The organism is Fluviispira vulneris (genome assembly GCF_014281055.1).
GTDB lineage: Bacteria > Bdellovibrionota_B > Oligoflexia > Silvanigrellales > Silvanigrellaceae > Silvanigrella > Silvanigrella vulneris.
In genome coordinates, this window is the sequence record NZ_JACRSE010000003.1 from 235,897 (window position 1) to 255,758 (window position 19,862).

A 19,862-nucleotide genomic window follows, 5' to 3' on the forward strand; every position below is an offset into this window, starting at 1 on the left:
TTATTCTGTGGAAGCCCCTTACCAATTCAATGGCTTAGCTATTGGTGTTGTTCTGGCTGCAGGGATGGGGAAAAGAATGAATTCCCATTTACCAAAAGTAGCCCATGTTCTGTTTGGCAAACCATTGGTTATTTGGGCTATAGAATCGCTCATAGAGGCTGAAGTTAAGAGAATTATTGTTGTTATCTCTCCTAAGCAAAAACTCGTCGAAGAAATCATTGCACAGCATACATTTCCAAAAGATATTAAAATTAATTTTGCCTATCAAGAAAATCCCTTGGGGACGGGACATGCTGCTGCCTGTGGGGTAGAAGCGGTAAAAAAATATTTTACAAACGAAATTGAAAATAATGTAAAGACAAACATTATTATTACTCCAGGTGACAGCCCTGGTGTTGAGGGTGAAACCTTTAAAACATTCCTCAAAACCCATGCAGAACAGAATAATTCATTTACTATCATGACTTTTAAGGCTAAAAATCCTTTTGGCTATGGACGTATTTTAACAGATAGTCATAAAGAATTCATAGCTATTCGAGAAGAAAAAGATTGTAATGAGGATGAGAAAAAAATTGATCTGTGTAATTCAGGATTTTTATGTGCGAATTTAAATGACTTAGATGCTATTTTAGCTAAGCTCAATAATACAAATGCAGCGAAAGAATATTATTTAACTGATGCTCCTGAAATTTCTAAAAAATTAGGGAATAAAGTTGGTTATATGATAGGCCAAGATGAAAGTGAATTTTTAGGGATCAATTCCCAAGAGCAATTGGCAGAAATGGAAGTCAAATTCCAGAACAAATATGCAAATTTAAAATGATAAGAATGAGGTTAAATATATGTGCGGTGTGATTGGGTATATCGGCTCGAATGCTACTCCTGAATTCTTTTACAATGGACTGAAACGTCTTGAGTATAGAGGGTATGACTCTGCTGGTATTGCAATGATGAATTCCGATGGAGTTTTTATTCAGCGAGCTGAAGGTAAATTAAATAATTTACAAAATAAATTAGCACAACTTCCAGCGAGTACAAAAATAGGTATAGGTCACACACGTTGGGCAACTCATGGTAAACCAACAGAGAGTAACGCTCATCCTCACCGCTCAGAAAATATAATTTTATTACACAATGGGATTATTGAAAATTATAAACCATTAAAAGATTTTTTAATCACTAAAGGCTATAAATTCCAGAGTGAAACCGATACCGAAGTAGCAGTGCATTTATTAAATCATGAATATAAAAAATTGACACAAGAGAAGAATAATTTTGAGCGTATGAAAAAGGCTATTTATTCTTTAGTTTCTCAAATCCACGGAGCATTTGCTTTTGGGATTTTATGCACCGATGTGCCCGATACTTTATTTGTTATAAAATATGGTTCCCCAATTGTTCTAGGGCTAGGAAAAAATGAAAACTATATGGCTTCGGGCATAACGGCTCTTGTCGATCACACCCGTTCTATCATTATCATGGAAGATAAAGAAATTGCTTTCTTAAATGCAGAAGGAATTTCCATTGTCGATTTTGCAGGTAAAGAAGTGTCAAGAAAGCCAATTGAAATTTCTTGGTCTACAGCTATGCTCGATAAAAATGGTTATGATCATTATATGCTAAAAGAAATCCATGAGCAGCCACAGGCGGTTGCGCAGACAATCAATGGTCGACTCGATCGTGATTCAGGTAAAATAAACCTTGAAAATTATGGCTTATCTAACATAAACTTAAAAGAAATTGAGCGCATTCAAATAGTAGCTTGTGGGACAAGTTATTATGCAGGATGTTTGGCTCGTTACTTTATTGAAAAATTTACAAGAATTCCTGTTGAAGTGGATCTCGCGAGTGAATCAAGATACAGAACTCCGACTGTAACAACTAAGACATTAAGTGTCGCTCTTTCACAAAGTGGGGAAACAATTGACACTTTGCAAGCAATAAAATTTGCCAAAGAAAATGGTGCAAAAACACTTGCGATTGTGAACATGCCTGGAAGCACAATTGCACATAATTGTCATGATGAAAGTCTTATCTATGCTGGACCTGAGGTGGGAGTTGCGAGCACAAAAGCTCTGTCTGCACAAATCAGTTCTCTTATTATTTTAGGTTTAGCTCTAGCGCAGGAACAAAAAAAGCTTTCAACTGAGAAAATTGCTGAATATATCAACGAGCTCGTTAAAATTCCAAGTTTACTAGAGAAAACATTGACTCTATCGAGTTATATAGAAAAAATTTCTAAGAAATTTTATAATTCTCAGAGCATTCTTTTTATAGGTAGAGGGCCGCAATGGTTTGTCGCAATGGAAGGCGCACTCAAACTCAAAGAATTATCTTATATTCACGCAGAAGGTTATGCTGCGGGTGAACTTAAGCATGGGCCCATTGCTCTAATTGATGAAAATATATGGTCCATTTGTGTTGCACCGAAAGACAGTTATTACGAAAAAACAATAAGCAATATTGAAGAAATTCGTGCACGCGGCGGAAAAATATTAGCAGTGGGCACAGAAGGAGATGTAAACTTAAAAAGTATTTCCGACGAATTTATCGGGGTGCCAGAATGTTCAGAGCTTATTCAACCCTTTTTAACTACAGTTCCGCTGCATTTGTTATCTTATTGGGTGGCGGTTAAAAAAGGAACAGATGTCGATCAACCACGAAATTTAGCAAAAAGTGTTACAGTAGAATAAAAACAAAAAATAGTAAGGAAACATAATGAGCAGCTCTCAATATAAAAAAATCAATATGCCTGAGAGAAAAAATATTGTCCTTATTGCTCATGATAACAAAAAAAGAGAGTTATTGGAGTGGGCTGTTTTACATGCGAAAGAACTTGCTAAACATAACCTTTATGCCACAGGCACCACAGGAAAACTTTTAGAGCGTGAAACAGGACTTGATGTTACGTGTTTTGAAAGCGGTCCATTGGGTGGGGACATGCAAGCGGGTGCTTACATTGCGGATGGAAAACTCGACCTTGTGCTTTTTTTCTGGGATCCGCTTGCAGCCCAACCACATGATCCCGATGTTCGGGCGTTATTAAGAGTGGCTGTGGTGTGGAACGTGCCGCTTGCCTGCAATCAGTCTTCTGCTGATTTCCTGATATCATCGCCCTATTTTTCTGGAAAATATCTAAAAACAGTGACCGATTTCACTGTGTATAAAAATAGAAAAAACCCTTAATCAAAACCTATTTTCTATTTTTACCAAATGTTTCTTGCGTCTGGAACTTTTTCTTTGTTTCGCGCACCATTTGCTTTTTCAGCTTTTTTGAAACTACTTCGTTTATAAAAAAGAATAGCGCGTTTATTTTCTTGAAAACCCAAAGTTTCAGTTTGTTTTCAGTCTCTTGGTATTCAATTAACAATTTCAGTCCGATCCCAAGATACTGTGCATCAGGAGCTAAATATAAGTGCTCAAATGTCATTAAATTAATTGCTAAAACCCCAAGCACTTTTTTATCTTTTTCTGCAACTCTGAGTTTGTTTTCATTAAAGACAATATTTTCCATCCACCAAAACATTTCTTCGCGTGTTTACAGCACTGGGAGGAATCACATATTTATTCTAGATTTTATAAAAATATCAGTGAGTTTTTAATCATCTTCAATCATTGTATTTCTTATGTAGATCGCGAAAAATTTCTCAATAAAAATTATAAAATTAAAATACTTTGAAATTTTTATTTATCAAGAAATAAAATGTGAAAGTAATTTTTATAATTATTGAATACAAATGTAGAGAAACAATATTTTTTGATGTGTTAGATTTATGGTGGAAAGTAATGATAGGATATTGAATAATATTGATATAAAATGTAAGATTGTATTTTTAAGTTGAATAAAGAAAATTATTCAACTTAATTTTAATTTACTGAAAAATGAACTAAATAAAAAAATTATTAAATATTTCTTTTATATACCTATATAAGAAATATAATTATAAAAATTACATTTTATAAAAAATAAATATTGGTTCTCTATTTAAAATTATTCAACTATTTTGAGAATCTCATTTTAGAGTCATTTTTTATAATTAAATATTATTTTCTTTATCGATATAAATCATTATAAATTAAAGGGAAACAGAATGAATATAACGAAAGATCTTAATTGGATAGTATTTGCTTTTATGTATATTTTATTACCGTTTTTAATAATAAAATATTTCGATTTATCAAGGGAAATTACTTTTGGAGTTTTTCAAATTATTTCTGAAATTGCTGTGATTTTAGTTTTAATTTATTATCGTGTATATTTATTTAATTTTTTTAGCAAAAAAGAATTTATTTTATTTATAGTTTGTTTTTCGAGCGCAATTGGCGCTGATTTTTTATATATGAATAATCTAACTGATTTTAATAAAAATAACTTTATAATGGCGTTTATACAAGAAATATTTGTAGAAGATTTCTTATTTATGGTATTTATGTCAACAATGCTGATTTTTTTATTTAAACGAATGAAAAACATATTTTTTAACAACAAAATATCTATTATTATTGCTATGATATCTGGATTAATTTATCTTTTAATTAGTATTAAATTTGCTATTAAAAGTCATTTTTCCCCAATGATTAGCAATCCGGATTATTTACAATTTTATAGTTGCATGATTATATCACTCATAGAATCTGTTAAGGTTGGTTTAATTATAGCAATGAGTGCAAGAACAAATAAATGGAGTGATTTTTTGTTCTTACAAGCAATACTTTTACTCTGCTTTTCTGAACTTGGTATAAGTTATACAGAAATAATTGTTGTAGACCACTTATACGGAACTTCGGCATTTGAAGCTGGATGGTTTGTTGGCATTTTAACAATATGTATACTTATATTTAAAGAAAAAGGAATGCCCAAATTTAAAAAAGAAGATTTTGCGGATAATTATAGCTTAAGGACAATAATGTCCATTTCTATTTTGTTAGGTATGACAGTATTTTATTGTGTTTTAAGTTATTTAAAAATTATTAAATTAATAGAAGTTGAACATGTTTTAGAAATTATTTTAATAAGTTTTTTAGTTTGGTTTTTTGCAAATTTAGTTTCAATGCAATTTTCTAAAATATTGGTAAATATAAGTAAAAATGTTATTAAACTTAATCACCTCCCAATAAGCATACCTAAAAAAAATGAAAACATTGGGACAAATCTTTTTATTAGACCTTCGTACGATGGAATCTATGAAACACAAAAAATAGTAAATAATTATTTAAAACTTTCTCAAGAAGCAAATGAAGTATTCCAAAAATATACTGAACAAACAAAAAATTTAACTTTCAGCAAGATTGCAAATAAAGTGAGTCACGATATTAGAAGTCCACTAGATGTATTAAGCATTTTAGTAAAACATAATTTGCAAGAGTTGACTGAAGAGAAAAGAATTATGATCCGGAAGCAGATTGGACGTATGCGAGATATTGCAAATGATCTGTTAAGCAAAAGTAGAGAAGATCTGAATAATTTCGATAAGATTAATCGTATTGAACAATTGAACAGTATATTGGAAGAAATTATATCTGAAAAAAGGCTAAATTTCTTTCATTTTAAAAATCTTGTAATTGAAGGTGATATCTATGAAGAGAATAACTATGGGTTATTTTCAAAACTGAATTATTCAGATTTAAAAAGAATTTTATCTAATCTTATAAACAATGCTTTTGAAGCATTGCCAAATGGTGAAGGCAGAATTTTAGTAAAATTAAGAACTCACACAAAAGATAGGATCTATATAACAGTAGAAGATAATGGTAAAGGTATTCCTTTAGAAGTTCTAAATCAGATTGGAGTTGAAGGTGTTAGTTATAATAAGAAGTTTGGAAGAGGACTGGGCTTATTCCATGCTCTGTCTACTGTTCGTGAGTGGGGTGGGCTTCTTCTCATTCATTCTGAAGTAGATATTGGTACAAAAATAACATTAGATTTAGCAAGAGCAGAAGAGCCAATATGGTTTGTAGCAAAAATTACGATTTTAAATAATCAAACAATTATTATTATTGATGATGAAAAAAATATACATGAAGTATGGGATAAGCGTTTTAAAAACCTAGTTCTATCTGAACATAGAGTTAAAATTATTCATTTTACCAATCCAGCATCCTTCAGAGAATGGGCTCATTTGAATTTTGAAACTTTAAAAGACAGCTTATGTTTTTGTGATTATGAATTTTATGGGTTTAAAGAAAGTGGTCTTGATCTATTTGAAAAGTATGACATGAAAAAATCAATTATAGTGACATCGCATTATGAGAATGAAGAAATAATTCAGAGATGTGAAAAAATGGGAATAGGATTAATACCGAAAAATCTTGTACATTTTGTTCCACTATCCATAGAAAAGTGAAAAAAAAATTTTCAATACATTTAAATAAATTCAGAAATCTTCAATACGAACAACTTCATATGCAGGCTCTTCATATGGATGACTTGTCTTTAATGCTATAATTACATCTCGAATATTTTTCTCTGGACATATCATTTCAACTTTGTATTCAGGTACTTTTTCGAGTTTATTTAGTTCACCTAAAAATGGATTGCTGCTCTTTAAAGGCATAAACTGTCCTTCGCCTAAAGTTTGCCAAGCACAGCAGCTATAATTCCCTATCTGCCCAGCACCTTTAGCAAACATAGCATTTTTAACTTTTTCAACGTGTGTTTTCGGAACAAAAAAATATATTTTATACATTTGAATTCCCTTAAGTAAATTTAGTTCTGAGCAAGAGAATGATTTAGAATGATATTTTGTCGCAATTTTTCTAAGATAAAATTGAACCATAAAAATCAATCAATGTCTCCAAAAAAATTTTAAATATTTCATCGCATTTGTCAAATATGTCGAATAAATTTATTACCTATAATGAATGTTAACAAAAGCAAATATCTAGAATAAATTTGAATTTTTTAAATTAATTTTTTTTGAAATCGATATACTCCAAGCAAATTTTACAGCTATTGGCATAAGTCCTAATCCTCTCAAAGTGATTTTCTAATCACTTTTTAAGTTTTTGCAAAAAAACCTTCTTTAGTGGTTGTTTTCTTATGAGTTAATTTACAAATTTTTTGCAAAAAATATATTTCTTCAAGATTGTAATTTTTCAAAACTGATTAACATTTTTTTATTTGACTAATGATATTTATTTTCTTATATTATACTATGAACCTCATTTAATTAATATTAATAAGCAGCAAGGTTGTTTATGAATAAAAAAATAACTATTCAATCAATTTTTATGAAATTAATTATCATATTATTTTATGTAAATTTTGCATGTGCTTCTGATAAACCAACTTGTTTTAAAGAGTTTAGTGTAGCGTATTATGAAAATGGATATTATTTCATACAAAAAAGCAATGAAGGAATAAATAAATATCTATTTCAAGAATTATCTAAAAGAAGTGGCTGCAAAATAGTTGAACATACAGCACCAAGAGCTAGGATCTGGGAAGATTTAAAATATGGGAGATTAGACTTTGGAACTAATGCTATTATAAATAAAGAAAGAGAAATTTATGCTTATTTTTCTAGTTATGCTACAATAAAAAACTATGCATTGATCCGAAAAGAATTAAAAGATAAAACAATGGAAGGTTTTTTAGAAAACAAAAATGCAGTTTTTGGCGTTATACGTGGTTATATTCATGCAAGTAAAAAGTTAGATGATTTTGTTGATAAAATGAGGCAACTAAACAGATTAGAAGAATCTACAAATCAAGAACAGCTATATTTGAAATTAAATAAGAATCATATACAAGGTATTTTTGTTCCCTATGGAAGTTACAAAAGATATTCTAATGAAATAAACGGTTTAAATAAAGAAACAATTATGACTGATTGGATTCCTGAAGAGAAATTCTTAACTTCTAATATTATGTTTTCAAAAAAAGTATTTTCCAAATCAGAATTTAATAAGTGGGATAATATTATTAAAAATATGGTAAAAGATGGTACCTTAAAGAGGATATTTTTAAAATATTTTACTGAAAAAGAAATAAAGAAATATAACTTATTGATTGATTAATGGAAGTATATTTTAAAATTTTAGTCTTCTTTCTAGGGCAGTTTTTGTTGCAATTTTTCTATGTCGAGATCAAACAGACATTGCAAAATCAGAAAAAATTTCAATACCGTATATTTTAAGTTGTAGAAAAAATATATATCACTTATGCGTTGACGTGAGAAAAAATCTCTCGGATGGGTAGCATTTAAAGCATCCTCTATTAAAATTAATAATGGAAAAATATCTAATAATAAAAATGAGCTTTCATTTTGGAAATCAAGAGATCTTTTAGATAATATAATAATAAAAAACAGGCGCATTTTGCCAAGATAATAGTGGATATTGGTATCTTAATATCACATCTGTTGGTGTGTTGTATTGAAAAACGTCGAAGTTTTCCGCATGTTAAGTTGAGGCTTGAATATATACAATGATTCCAGTGAGTATTACGGATACTAAAGATCTAAGTATAATTCAATCTCTTCATGCATCCAAGTCTCTTTTAGCTATTAAAGTTCATCTAATGTTTTATTAAACAATACCATACGATCTTGAATAATTTTTGAAAAAAATTATTCGTAATTTACGTATTCAGTTCCTTTATACTGACTATTGCGCTTTTCATAGTACGTTCTTCGCCTGCCTGATAGTCTATTTTAATGGAATTAGAATCAATGAATTTTATTTTATCTATAACATTAGCAACACTGAAATCTTTTGAAGAATCAAGTAAAATAACCTTTTTTTTATCTGTGAATATTTTTGCTAATTCTAATTTTACATCTTCATTCACATATGCTACAATTTTATTTTTCGGATCGATAGCAATTACATCTGAATATCCATCAGATAAAACATTTTTTTCGAAATCGACAAACATAGATGTAGAGCAAGGTGAGCCACAGCTCACACGAATGACTGCCAAGTTATTAGTAAGCCAATCTGTTGAAGTTTTGTATTCAATTACTTCGACTAGCTTTTTCTTTTTGCCGTTGAATTTTGCCACAGCAAAACACTCGTCTTTTTTGCATTCAATTTCAAGGTAATTCTTTTTTTCCTTGCCGAAGCAATTGAATTGCAGTAATAGCGCAACAAATAATGCTAAATATTTTTTCATTTTTCCCTCCTAAAAAGAAATATGTTATATACGTTAAGAATTTTTATGCTTAAACCTTTCTTTGTAAGTATAAAATAAAAAATCATCTGTTTTTAATAGCCCATTTGCTGAGTTTTTCATAGTGAAAAAGTTTCAACATGAAAATCTTTTGTTTTTTTTTCGAAATCTAAGGTACCATCCTCTTAAAAATAATCAATCTCCTTTAAAAATCATATTGAACAGCTTTTAATATTTAGACAATAATGATCCTCAGAAAGGGCAAAGTAAGATTCTTCTATCTGAAGTGGAATAATTGGACAGGGAGTGTCATTGCTGAACTTTAAAGTCTCATTTGTCTTGATGTGTGGCAGTGAAAATTGTGTGTGCTCGGGTATATATAGATCTTTTGTGTTACTTTTTATGTTGAACTGAGCTTTTAATATTGTGGATGAACTTACGGGTTCAAACCACTCAGGTAAAAAATGACTGAGATCTGAATATTTCCGTTCTTTTGCTTTATTTACAAAGTTTTCTCCACTCTGGGCAAGCATAAATCCAAAGCATTCAATTAATCTTTCAGTTTCTGGGTCGTTTAATTGCGATGAATTTTGCATAAGAGCAGGTAATAAGTTGGGATGTAGTTCACTGTATTTCAAAGACTCATTGCGGATGAGCGTTAAGAGTCGAACAAGTTCATGCTGATTCGTATTCATTATTGGATCTCTCACAAAATTAAAAAGATCTCAATTGATTTTTTTAATTTTTAACTTTTAATTTTTTTTATTAGATATTAAATAACCTTATATTTGAGTAGCAATATGGGTTTGTTTCTTTCGTCTAATAATATAGGGTAATTATCTTTTAGTTAAAAAGATAGATACTATTAAAGCTATTCAAATGGATACAGATTACTTTCAATACTAAAATTAATTCATCTAACATGGAAAAATCATTTATTCAACTATCTGATATTATTTTTTTTATAATTTTCGTATATTGCACGAAATGCATTGTTTTATGCGTGTGACTAAGAGTGATGTCATTTATTCTGATCTGAAATTAAAAATCTAAAATCTCAAGCAGAAAAATTAGCGATTCAATATTGTATGTAGGTTCTAAAGCTAAGCATTTATCGACATTCCCATATCCATAAGTGGTCCAACAAGAGTCAATCGAGTGATTCTTTGCAAATTGAATATCTAACTCAGTGTCACCAACCATTAAGATGTTTTCGGTATTAATATCAGTATATGTGTTTTTTATAATTTCATTGAATATATCAAGGTGTGGTCTATCGAGAATCTCCTCATTTTCAGCAATACATAAGTCAATATAATTGTGTAATCTGAAAAAAGATAACGTGTTGGTCATATCATTTATATTTTTCTGACTCTTAAGAATTATTTTAAAATCTCTTGATTTTAAAATATCAAGAATTTCATATGTACCAGCGTATATTTTACTTAAATTATTGCCTTTTCCAGAATTATATATAGCTTTGTATATATCCATTACATTATTTATATTTTTAATATCGGCTAATCTTTTAAAAATATCTTGAGGATTATGACCTTCAGAAAGGAGTCTTTGTATTTCATATTTATGGGTGTGAATGTTAAAGTTTTCTAATGTTTTTAACAGACAATATTCAACTGCTTTATTTGAATCACAGAGAGTTCCATCAAGATCAAAAATTATATACTTATACTCACGCATGTATTTATCCTATTATTCGATTTATAAAGTGTATTAAAAATCGAAATATTTAAATATTTTATTGTTTAATTAAATAGAATCACTTTTTCATGGAGTTTAAAAATATTAAACTTTCCCAAGCATTTTTCTTTGTATAATGATATCTATTTTCTAAATTTACAAAGGTATTTTCACATATTTCCAAAACTTCTTTTGGTTGATTTTTATAATCATCACTACCATGCATCATCATAGCGGACTTGATTTTTTTAATTTCTTCTTCTTTACTTTCATAAATTCTCTTTGCAATTGTTGCTAATTCTTGTTCAAATACTTTGGCGAAATTAAGTTCTTCATTTGGTCTTTCGACTCGCCAAGAAGCAATTTTTCCAACTAGTCTTTCTCTTATTTCTCTTTTGTTGCCTGTCGCACCCATAAGAGATTCCATTTCATCCATTATGTTTTCATTTGCATCCTCATGTCTACCTGTAATTTCATTTTGCATTTTTTCCTTTTTCAAATAGGAAGTAACATTTTTCATATAACGCTGCAGTGCTTTTATATATTGGTCTTCATCATATAAATTAAGAGCGGATAAAAATTCTCTGTGAAAAAAGAGAGCATATTGTGATTTTATATATTTTATAAATTCACGATAATCATGATAACCACCGCGTGGTTCAAACTGTAAATAATCATATATAGTTCTGTCGCGCGTGAGTTTTTCTATTTCATCGAACAGAGCAATTGCTGAAAGTGAATCATGTCGTTCATTTTGTGCTGCAAAGTAAAGTAACATTTTCATTTCTCTTGGACTGGCCCCAAAACGACCTTCATAAGCAACTGAACTTTGACTCTCTTTCAATATTTCTTCGACGTGCTTTTTCAATAACCCTTTTTCCGTTTCTGAAAATGCATTTGAGGGTTCATTGCCATCATAAAGAGCCTGTTTGTCATAAGGATCTAAGCGAGCAATTAAATTCCTTATTCCTGGATCATAGTAGTCAGGGTCAGGTTGGCGCAAACGTGTTAAAACAGCCCATCTTGCGAGTAAATTGAGTGAATGTGGTCCAATTTTTTTTGTCTTTTCAATTATTTTTATATCTTCTTCATATATTTTTTGCTCAAGTTTAGCAGACAATAGATATGGAACGCGCACAAGCTCAAATCTACCTTTAAATGATGGCCAGTCTGGAGAATTTTTAAAGGCATCGAGGTGTTTTTCGTTGGCGCTCGCCATCATAACAAGATCAAGATCTGCAATGCCACTTGATAGATTTATATTCATTTTTTCAATTGTTGTTAATAAATATTTGAAGGCGTCGAGTGGGCGTTTAAGTAAATCTGCAAATTCAATAAATCCACGATTGGCATCGATCAATTCACCTTGTGGTTCAAATAAACGAATATTTTGCAATGCGGGTGGAATATTTTGAATGTTTCTTTCCATTGTAATTTGTCTATCTTGAGCATCAATAGCCATTTGAGGCTCTACAGAAGCAATTCCAACGCGATATCTGCTGCTATAAAAAAACCTTTCAACTTGAACATGTCTTAATACTTTTTCAAGATCACCTTTATAAGCAACAAGAAGTGAGTCAAATATTTTTTTGCTTTTTGCTCCAAGTGCGCCTTCCTCTAAGTAAGCAGGGATTTCATCACTGTTTAAATTTTTTCCGATAACTTTTTTATAATATTCCACACGTTCTTTTTTGGGAAGGACAAAAATAGGATTTTCTTTCATTTCACTAATTATTTTGCACATTATTTCATCATCTTCAAGATGGGCAAAACTTTTATTTCCATTGCGGCTTGGATTATTATCACCAAAACCAATATGTTTATTGAGAGCATCACCAAGCCCTTCATAGCCAATTTTATCTGATGGAAAAATCCAATTGAATTTGTAGACAGCACCTTCTTCTGTTTTTGAATATTCTTCTAAACCATTAGATAAGGATTCAGCTGTTGAAGACTTACTCGAGCCATTTGGACCATGTAATAAGATTAATTTATCAATTTTACCTTGGCGAACAAATTGCTCAAGAACTCTATAAATACTCTCATGCGCTTCTTCTTGCCCCGTGATTGCGGGTTTATTTTTACCGCGCACTCTTTCAAAAAGCTTAAAATGTCTTTTTGTGTGGTTAAAACCATGCTTAACTTCGCTTAGTCCAAAAAACTTAAACATATCAAGCATATATTCTGCTGCGTTTCGGATCAGTCTTCTTGGTTCATGGCTAAAAATGTCAAGATATTCATCATAAGATAAAATGTATTTTTGCTCTTTAAATTCTTTGCGAACACTTTCTGACACTGAACTGAGAAGTTCTTTCGAATGCATGGTGGCCATTTCATTTCCTCCTGCGGTTGCCCTAAAAAAAAATGCCTGACTCTGTTAAACTCAAAACGTTCTCATGGAATGATAGAGTAAGAATTGAATTCTTGTAAGAGACCGATCCCTCTTTGGGTCGGATTATTTGCAGAAGGGGTACAGGGTTGAAAAAGAAATTCGTTCTTGACACGAATGTGTTGTTGTCCAATCCAAGCGCCATTTTCTCTTTTGAAGATAATGATGTGTATATTCCAATTTCAGTTATTGAGGAATTGGACACTTTTAAAAAAGGATTAAGCGAAACAGGACGTAATGCGAGACAATTTTCTCGAATATTGGATGATCTGCGCGAAAAAGGATCTTTAAGTAACGGAATTCCATTGTTTGCAGATAAAAAAGACAGTGGTCGTGTTTATGTGGTATTAGAGTCCGATATGGCTTTATTACCAGCACATTTTGAAAGAAAACCAGATAATTTGATTTTAAGTGTTGCGCTTATTTTAAAGCGTCAAACACCAAACATGGCAGTTATTCTAATTACAAAAGATTCGAACTTAAGAATTAAAGCAGATGCGCTGGGAATTAGTGTTTCTGATTTTGAGGCTGATAAAGTAAACATTGAAGAGTTATATACTGGAATTGTCGAATTCGAAGTCGATGCTGAAATTTTAAAAAAATATTTATCATCAGGTAGTATATCTTTAGAAGATTATGAGTTGATGCCAAATCAATATGTTATCTTAAGAGATAACAGGGATTCTCTCCAGTTTGTCTATGGTAAATATGATCATGTAACTGGTAATTTAAAAAATTTAAATTTAGGTGGAAAAGATTTTGTTTGGGGAATTTATCCTAGAAATCTTGAACAGAGTTTTGCTTTAGATTTATTACTTGATGATGATGTTAAGTTAATAACTTTAGTTGGTACTGCTGGTACAGGAAAAACCTTGCTAGCCATAGCTGCAGGTCTTGAGAAAACAACAGATGAATCTAAATATCAAAAACTTTTAGTGAGTCGTCCAATTTTTCCTTTAGGACGTGACGTTGGATATTTACCTGGTACATTAGAAGAAAAGTTAAATCCATGGATGCAGCCAATTTTTGACAATTTAGAACTTTTGTTAGGAGGCGTTGCACAAGGTAGACAAAAAAGATTGTCTCAAAGTTATCATGAATTAATCAATCAAGGTATATTGGAAGTTGAGCCATTGACATATATCCGTGGTCGTTCTATTCCAAATCAATATTTTATAGTTGATGAAGCACAAAACCTAACTCCTCATGAAATTAAAACTATTCTTACTCGTGCAGGTGAAAATACTAAAATAATTCTTACAGGAGATCCTTACCAAATAGATAATCCATATGTCGATGCAGCATCGAATGGTTTGACTTATGTTGTAGAACGTATGAAGCAAGAAGCTATCGCTGGACATGTTTCGTTAGTAAAAGGTGAGAGATCTGCGCTTGCAACAATAGCTGCTAGCTTATTATAATAAGGTAACAGAAAATAAAATATATTTTTACTTAATAAAGTAACTAAATAAAATTTAAAAATTAATTTCGCAGTAATTTTTTTAATAAATAATAAAGTAACAAAATAAATTTATTTTCCAGAAGAAATCAAATTTCCCAAGATAAGCTCAGAAATTCGCTCTAAATCGTCTAGGGTATAGTAACTGATCTCAATTTTGCCCTTATTTGTATCACCTGTAATCTTTACTTTCGTTCCTAAGTGTCCTTTGAACTGATCGCATACATATCTTAAGTCAGGAGAGATCGAGTCTATTAAGGTTTTTTGTAATTTCTCTGATTTTAAGTTTTTTATTAAATCTTCTGTTTGTCGAACAGATAGTTTCTTCTTTATTATGATTGAAAGGGCTTTGAGCTGAAGTTTTTCATTATTCAAAGCGCAAAGTGCACGAGCATGTCCTGCAGTGATAACCTTGTTTTGTAAATCAGATTGTACTTTGTCAGGGAGGCTAAGGAGGCGAATTGTGTTTGTTACGGTTGCTCTGCTTTTTCCTATTCTTGAGGCTAAGGCATCTTGTGTGTAATTGTGTTCTTCTATTAGCAATTTTAAGGAATGTGCTTCTTCAAGTGCCGAAAGAGACTCTCTTTGAATATTTTCTATTAGGGCAAGTTCTAGACGAGAATGGTCGTGTAAATCACGGACTATACAAGGGACAGAGTCTAAACCTGCAATTTTTGCAGCTCTCCATCTTCTTTCTCCCGCTATGATTGTAATTTGCCCATCTTTTTCCAATGAAACGATCAGTGGTTGCAGAATTCCATAGGTACGAATGCTTTGAGCAAGCTCTTCTAAACTTTCTTGTTCAAAAGTATATCTGGGTTGATTCTCCATTGGACTGAGTAAATGAATCGATATGTATTCTATCCTTTGGTTTTGATAGTAATTTTTTGCTTGATCAAGGGGGCGATGAATTGAAGGCATTGGTATTTGTTTTTCACTTTGAGGTTTTTCACTTTGGTTCATTTGCTGCGTCATTGTATATTCTCCTTCAGCATAGTTTCCGACAGTAGTTCTAAAAGGCAGTAAATTTCAAGTTTTCAACTCAGATCAATTAGTCTTTTCTTTTTAGGTAATTGAATAAAGATGTTTCACGTGAAACATTCGGTCATATGATTTTCACATAGAATGAAAAAACGGTGGAGAGAAGAAATAGGATAATATTTCCTATCTGTAGTGAGATTGGCTGTTAAAGTAATATTTTAAAATCTCGTACTTTCTTTCGATATAAAATTTCATGTTGACCAAATTTCACTATAATTTCAGGGAAGCTCTTAGTTATATTGATATCAATTTTTTACTCATCTTAAGAATGAATAGATTCCTTTTTTCAATTTTAATATTTAATTGTTCTATCCCTTATAAAGAAATTAAAAGTATGAATTAGTTTAAAAAGTGTTCTGTTAGCTCTCTCAGAATCTGTAATTCTGGATTGATAAGGTGTTTTAAAATTTATTAAACTCCGATATCATTTTGACTTACTTCATATAAGATAAAGAAGTCAAAGAACTTTTTCAATGTTTCACGTGAAACATTCGGTCATATGTTTTTCACTTAGAGTGTATAAACAGTGTAGGGGATGAAAGATTATATTTTCCTATCATGCTGAGAATGGCTTTAATGGTTATTTTTAAGTTGATAGAAAAAATATACATTTCAAGAGTTATAGAGAGTTAGCAAAAAAAAATTGATGTTTTTTTTACAATACGATATTTCAATTATTGAAGAAATCCTGAAATATTAAATATATCCGTAAAAGTTGATAATGCAGTTGGTGATTGTGAAACAGAAACTTGTCGAGAGATCTTTCGATTTAATGGGTATGATTTACCTGAAAATAAGAGTTTAAGTATTTGATAATAATATGAAAACACTCTTTTTGCTTTAAATTATGCTGATTATTAAATTGTTTATAATATAACTTAACATTAGTTAAGGACAAATTGATCTATTGAAAAAATCTTTAGGCTCTAAAATAATTTTTTCAAAACACAAATATAAAAGACATTTTGTAGTTAATTGCTCAACTAGAGCTTTTATGAAGTCTCTCAAATAGGTACGATTTAAATAAAATGAACTTTACTTCAAATTTTTATATTAAAAGCTGAAACATGTATATAAAAATCTGAGCTCATACCCCATTAAAAAATTATTGATTGTTTGTTTTTTTTTGATATAGAGCCAACCTTGGTAGAATTATACCAAGTAATCGAAATTTTTAAAATTTGTAAAGGTTAATCTGTGAAAAAAAATAAAATTCTTATTATATCCTCCGTGATTTTATCAACTACTGCATTATATTCATGTAAAAAATCAGATTCGTCAAAAAATAACCCACAATCTCTGAATAATATAAGTGGTTTATATACAGTAAGTAAACTCTCTTGCGGTGGAGATAATGTCGACTTGTTTTCTTCGCCTTACGGAGCATATGGTGCATATGGCGCATACGGTGCAGCAAATGGAGGCTCTTTTTCATGGCAATTTGATTTTGCGCTTGAAAAACAATTTATAGTGAATAAAAAACTATCAGATGCTGTAACATGCAAGTACTCAGAAAAAGTGAATTTAGTAACTAATCCAAATGGAACCGTATCTTTTGCAAATGGTTCTAATCCTATAGCGGATCCTGCTAATGATGCAAGTTGTGAAGCTGTATCTGATGTTTCATATCTAGCAAAATCACAATTAGCTGATGCTTACAAGGTAAACATAAGTGGCAATAAAATTACTTTAGTATCTAGTACTGAAAATTTATGTAATTTTTTAACACATAATGGAAAAGCAACGATTGAACTTAGTAAGTAATCTTTTTATTTAATTTAATAAATTTCATAAAAAAATACAGATGACTTTTTTTAAAGTCATCTTTTTTTAAAGTCTTTTTTTTTGAGGATATTGATGAAGCAGAAAATTTTTCTAATGTTATTTTTTATTGTTTTTACTTCATGCGCTCCAAAAATTCTGACAGTTATTCAAAAAGAACCAACTTCTGACATTATTAATGATAGTAAAATTGAGGAAATAACTTATAATACCAGTTGTATTGCAAAATATAAAACGAGTGATTCAATAGGTAACCTTCAAAGGTATCAAAATATTATTTTGGAAAAAGCTGTTAATTTTGAGAAAAACTATTCTCCTAAAGAAATTGTTATTAAGTTTTTAGGCGATGATGAAATTGTAGAATTTTATTCATTTCTACAAGAGTGTAAAGGTAAAGGGCCAAATATATTTACTTATACATCTGTTGAAGCTAAAGATACAATTCAGAGAAGAATGATTAATGAGCCACACACTAAAGAATATTTTCGTAATGCTTTAACAAAATATAGCGACTTTAATTTTGAAGATAAAAACATTTTTTACACTTTAGTACCAACTGATTCACAAAAACAAAAATTTAGTAATTCAAAAATAGACCTAACTGGATTTAGCAAACAGCCAAAAGCTTATATACCCAATGCTAACGGAACTAATTTTAGAAAGTTAAATGTGTTACAAGCAAGTCTTGAAGCACATAATGTTTCATTTGCTGGAGTATCTACAGTTTTAGATGGTTTAATTAATGGGCAAATTTCCCATAAGGATAGCATGGGTCGTGAAGATATTAATCCATTTGAAATCACACCATTTTATGATATTTTAAAACGTGAGAACTTAGGTGAATATAAATTAGTTGGATATCTTAAGCATTTTGTTGATGGTGAGTTTTATTTAAGTACAATATATCAAACTTCAAAAAAATCTAAAATCAATCAATTTTTAATTCAACCTGATCCAGATTATTGTGGCAAAGGCCTTTGTGATATAGGGGATGTTAAAAATCTATATAATGTAATGATGAAACCCGAAGGGCCACCTGAATATGTTTACTTCGTCTCAGCTGTTTCTGCATTTGCAGCATTATATAATGGTGGAGACGGCTCTGAAATGATTGATGTATTACACTCTCACAGTCATCAAGGTGGTTTTGCAAATGTTCTATTGAAACGCTTTTATTTACCTTTGCGCGCTAAAGCTGGGTTACCTCCAATTTCGACGGTTTATACTGTACATGCCCCAGGATACGATTTTGGGTTACAAAATCCTAATTTTTTAGGACGTGTTGGTCTTGAAAAGCTAATAGATTTCGATAAAGCAAAATTGATAAGCCTCCATGTCATGTCACTTTTGGAAAGTGATGTTTCAAATTCTGTTTCAAAAGGTATAATAAAGTCATACACAAGTAATGAATTTAAAATAAGTTTTGGCATAAATAATATTTATGAACATTTGATTTCTTTAAATCGTTTTGCAGGTATACCAAATGGTATCAACTTTGAAGCTTATAATCCTAGAAATGAAGAAGTTTTAGGTCAATTAAAAGTTGATAAAGATCTATCTAATTTAATGGAAAACAAAGAGAAAGCAAAAAAAATTCTTTTTGATCTTGGTATTATTTCATCTCCAACAAAACCGTTGTATTTATATGTAGGTAGAATGGTTGAAGAAAAAGGAGTCGACCATTTTAAAGCATTTGCAGAATATGTAACAAGTAGAAATGGTCAAGTTGTATTTATGGGACCTATTGTGGAAGCAAATATTGCACCTCTAGTTATAGAACTTAAAAATCTGAATAATCCTGATGTAAAAGTCTATAATGATATTAAGAAAGGTCAATTAGAAATAATTCCCTCGCTCAACATAAAAAAAGGAAATGTTATACGTTTTGCTTCGGATTTTACCTTTATCCCATCTAAGCGCGAACCTTTTGGATTAGTTGCTCTTGAAGCACTTATTTTAGGTAACAACGTCATAACAAGTAATGTTGAGGGTTTAAGTGACATTACTGTTCCTTATGATCCTGTTTCTCATAATGTAGATACTTTTAATAGTATTATTTACAATACTTATTTAGATGAAGCAAGTGTAAATGAGTCAATTAATAATATGATAGCGTCTTTGGATCAATTTGATAATGTTTGGAATACTCTTACTTTTGAGCAAAAGAGTAATGCTAAGAAACGCTCTATTCTTCATGTAGAAAAATTTAAGTGGAATGCTCCTGGAGGGTCTAACGATCAGTATAAAAATCTTTATCTTAAAGCCTTATCCCCATTATCAAAAGAAGATTCAGATAAAAATGAATTATTTTTAAAAAATTATAAAGCATACAGTTATCAAGAGACGCTATAGGCAAATGAGGTTTTTGTTACATGATTAAG

Annotated in this window: 15 protein-coding genes; 8 read left to right on the forward strand and 7 right to left on the reverse strand. The window is 30.4% G+C overall.

Annotated features, from left to right (window positions below):
- Positions 1–7: 7 nt before the first annotated feature.
- From H7355_RS07875 to H7355_RS07885, 3 genes are read left to right on the forward strand one after another with little or no spacing between them, the layout of a single operon-like run.
- Complete coding sequence (locus H7355_RS07875) at positions 8–823, forward strand: sugar phosphate nucleotidyltransferase (protein ID WP_186646350.1); 816 nt, start codon at positions 8–10, stop codon at positions 821–823.
- A gap of 19 nt (positions 824–842) precedes the next feature.
- Entirely contained in the window at positions 843–2,693 is a 1,851-nt protein-coding gene (gene glmS, locus H7355_RS07880; protein ID WP_186646352.1) for a glutamine--fructose-6-phosphate transaminase (isomerizing), read from the forward strand.
- A 25-nt stretch (positions 2,694–2,718) separates the two neighbouring features.
- Entirely contained in the window at positions 2,719–3,186 is a 468-nt protein-coding gene (locus tag H7355_RS07885; RefSeq protein WP_186646353.1) for a methylglyoxal synthase, read from the forward strand.
- Positions 3,187–3,193: 7 nt separating this feature from the next.
- On the opposite strand, the gene H7355_RS07890 is transcribed toward H7355_RS07885, so the two are convergent.
- Positions 3,194–3,514, reverse strand: coding sequence for a GNAT family N-acetyltransferase (locus H7355_RS07890; RefSeq protein ID WP_186646354.1), 321 nt, complete (start codon positions 3,512–3,514; stop codon positions 3,194–3,196).
- 577 nt (positions 3,515–4,091) lie between these two features.
- Between H7355_RS07890 and H7355_RS07895 the strand changes: the two genes are divergently transcribed.
- Positions 4,092–6,344 carry a sensor histidine kinase gene (locus H7355_RS07895; RefSeq protein ID WP_186646355.1) on the forward strand — a complete coding sequence of 751 codons (2,253 nt, stop codon included), beginning with the start codon at positions 4,092–4,094 and terminating at the stop codon, positions 6,342–6,344.
- A gap of 30 nt (positions 6,345–6,374) precedes the next feature.
- Here the strand turns inward: H7355_RS07895 and H7355_RS07900 are convergent, their stop codons facing one another.
- Positions 6,375–6,686, reverse strand: coding sequence for an NGG1p interacting factor NIF3 (locus tag H7355_RS07900; protein ID WP_186646356.1), 312 nt, complete (start codon positions 6,684–6,686; stop codon positions 6,375–6,377).
- A 511-nt stretch (positions 6,687–7,197) separates the two neighbouring features.
- Here H7355_RS07900 and H7355_RS07905 point away from each other — a divergent pair.
- Entirely contained in the window at positions 7,198–8,019 is an 822-nt protein-coding gene (locus tag H7355_RS07905; protein ID WP_186646357.1) for a substrate-binding periplasmic protein, read from the forward strand.
- Between the two features lie 562 nt (positions 8,020–8,581).
- Here the strand turns inward: H7355_RS07905 and H7355_RS07910 are convergent.
- The 4 genes from H7355_RS07910 to H7355_RS07925 all read right to left on the reverse strand — a co-directional run bounded on the left by H7355_RS07910 (position 8,582) and on the right by H7355_RS07925 (position 13,142).
- A complete protein-coding gene (locus tag H7355_RS07910) occupies positions 8,582–9,115 on the reverse strand; it encodes a hypothetical protein (protein ID WP_186646358.1) in 534 nt (177 codons plus the stop codon).
- 209 nt (positions 9,116–9,324) lie between these two features.
- Positions 9,325–9,807, reverse strand: a complete 483-nt coding sequence (locus tag H7355_RS07915) for a type VI secretion system baseplate subunit TssF (protein WP_186646363.1) — start codon at positions 9,805–9,807, stop codon at positions 9,325–9,327.
- A 346-nt stretch (positions 9,808–10,153) separates the two neighbouring features.
- Positions 10,154–10,810 carry an HAD family hydrolase gene (locus H7355_RS07920; protein ID WP_186646364.1) on the reverse strand — a complete coding sequence of 219 codons (657 nt, stop codon included), beginning with the start codon at positions 10,808–10,810 and terminating at the stop codon, positions 10,154–10,156.
- A 79-nt stretch (positions 10,811–10,889) separates the two neighbouring features.
- A complete protein-coding gene (locus H7355_RS07925; RefSeq protein ID WP_186646365.1) occupies positions 10,890–13,142 on the reverse strand; it encodes a hypothetical protein in 2,253 nt (750 codons plus the stop codon).
- A gap of 146 nt (positions 13,143–13,288) precedes the next feature.
- Here H7355_RS07925 and H7355_RS07930 point away from each other — a divergent pair, with 146 nt between their 5' ends.
- Positions 13,289–14,620 carry a PhoH family protein gene (locus H7355_RS07930; RefSeq protein WP_186646366.1) on the forward strand — a complete coding sequence of 444 codons (1,332 nt, stop codon included), beginning with the start codon at positions 13,289–13,291 and terminating at the stop codon, positions 14,618–14,620.
- 110 nt (positions 14,621–14,730) lie between these two features.
- On the opposite strand, the gene H7355_RS07935 is transcribed toward H7355_RS07930, so the two are convergent.
- The gene (locus H7355_RS07935) at positions 14,731–15,633 is read right to left on the reverse strand and encodes a ParB/RepB/Spo0J family partition protein (protein WP_186646368.1); all 903 of its coding nucleotides are present in this window, start codon (positions 15,631–15,633) and stop codon (positions 14,731–14,733) included.
- 1,263 nt (positions 15,634–16,896) lie between these two features.
- Between H7355_RS07935 and H7355_RS07940 the strand changes: the two genes are divergently transcribed.
- A complete protein-coding gene (locus H7355_RS07940; protein WP_186646370.1) occupies positions 16,897–17,463 on the forward strand; it encodes a hypothetical protein in 567 nt (188 codons plus the stop codon).
- A gap of 93 nt (positions 17,464–17,556) precedes the next feature.
- On the forward strand, positions 17,557–19,833 hold the full coding sequence (locus H7355_RS07945) for a glycosyltransferase (protein WP_186646371.1): 2,277 nt from the start codon (positions 17,557–17,559) through the stop codon (positions 19,831–19,833).
- The last annotated feature ends 29 nt before the right edge of the window (positions 19,834–19,862 follow it).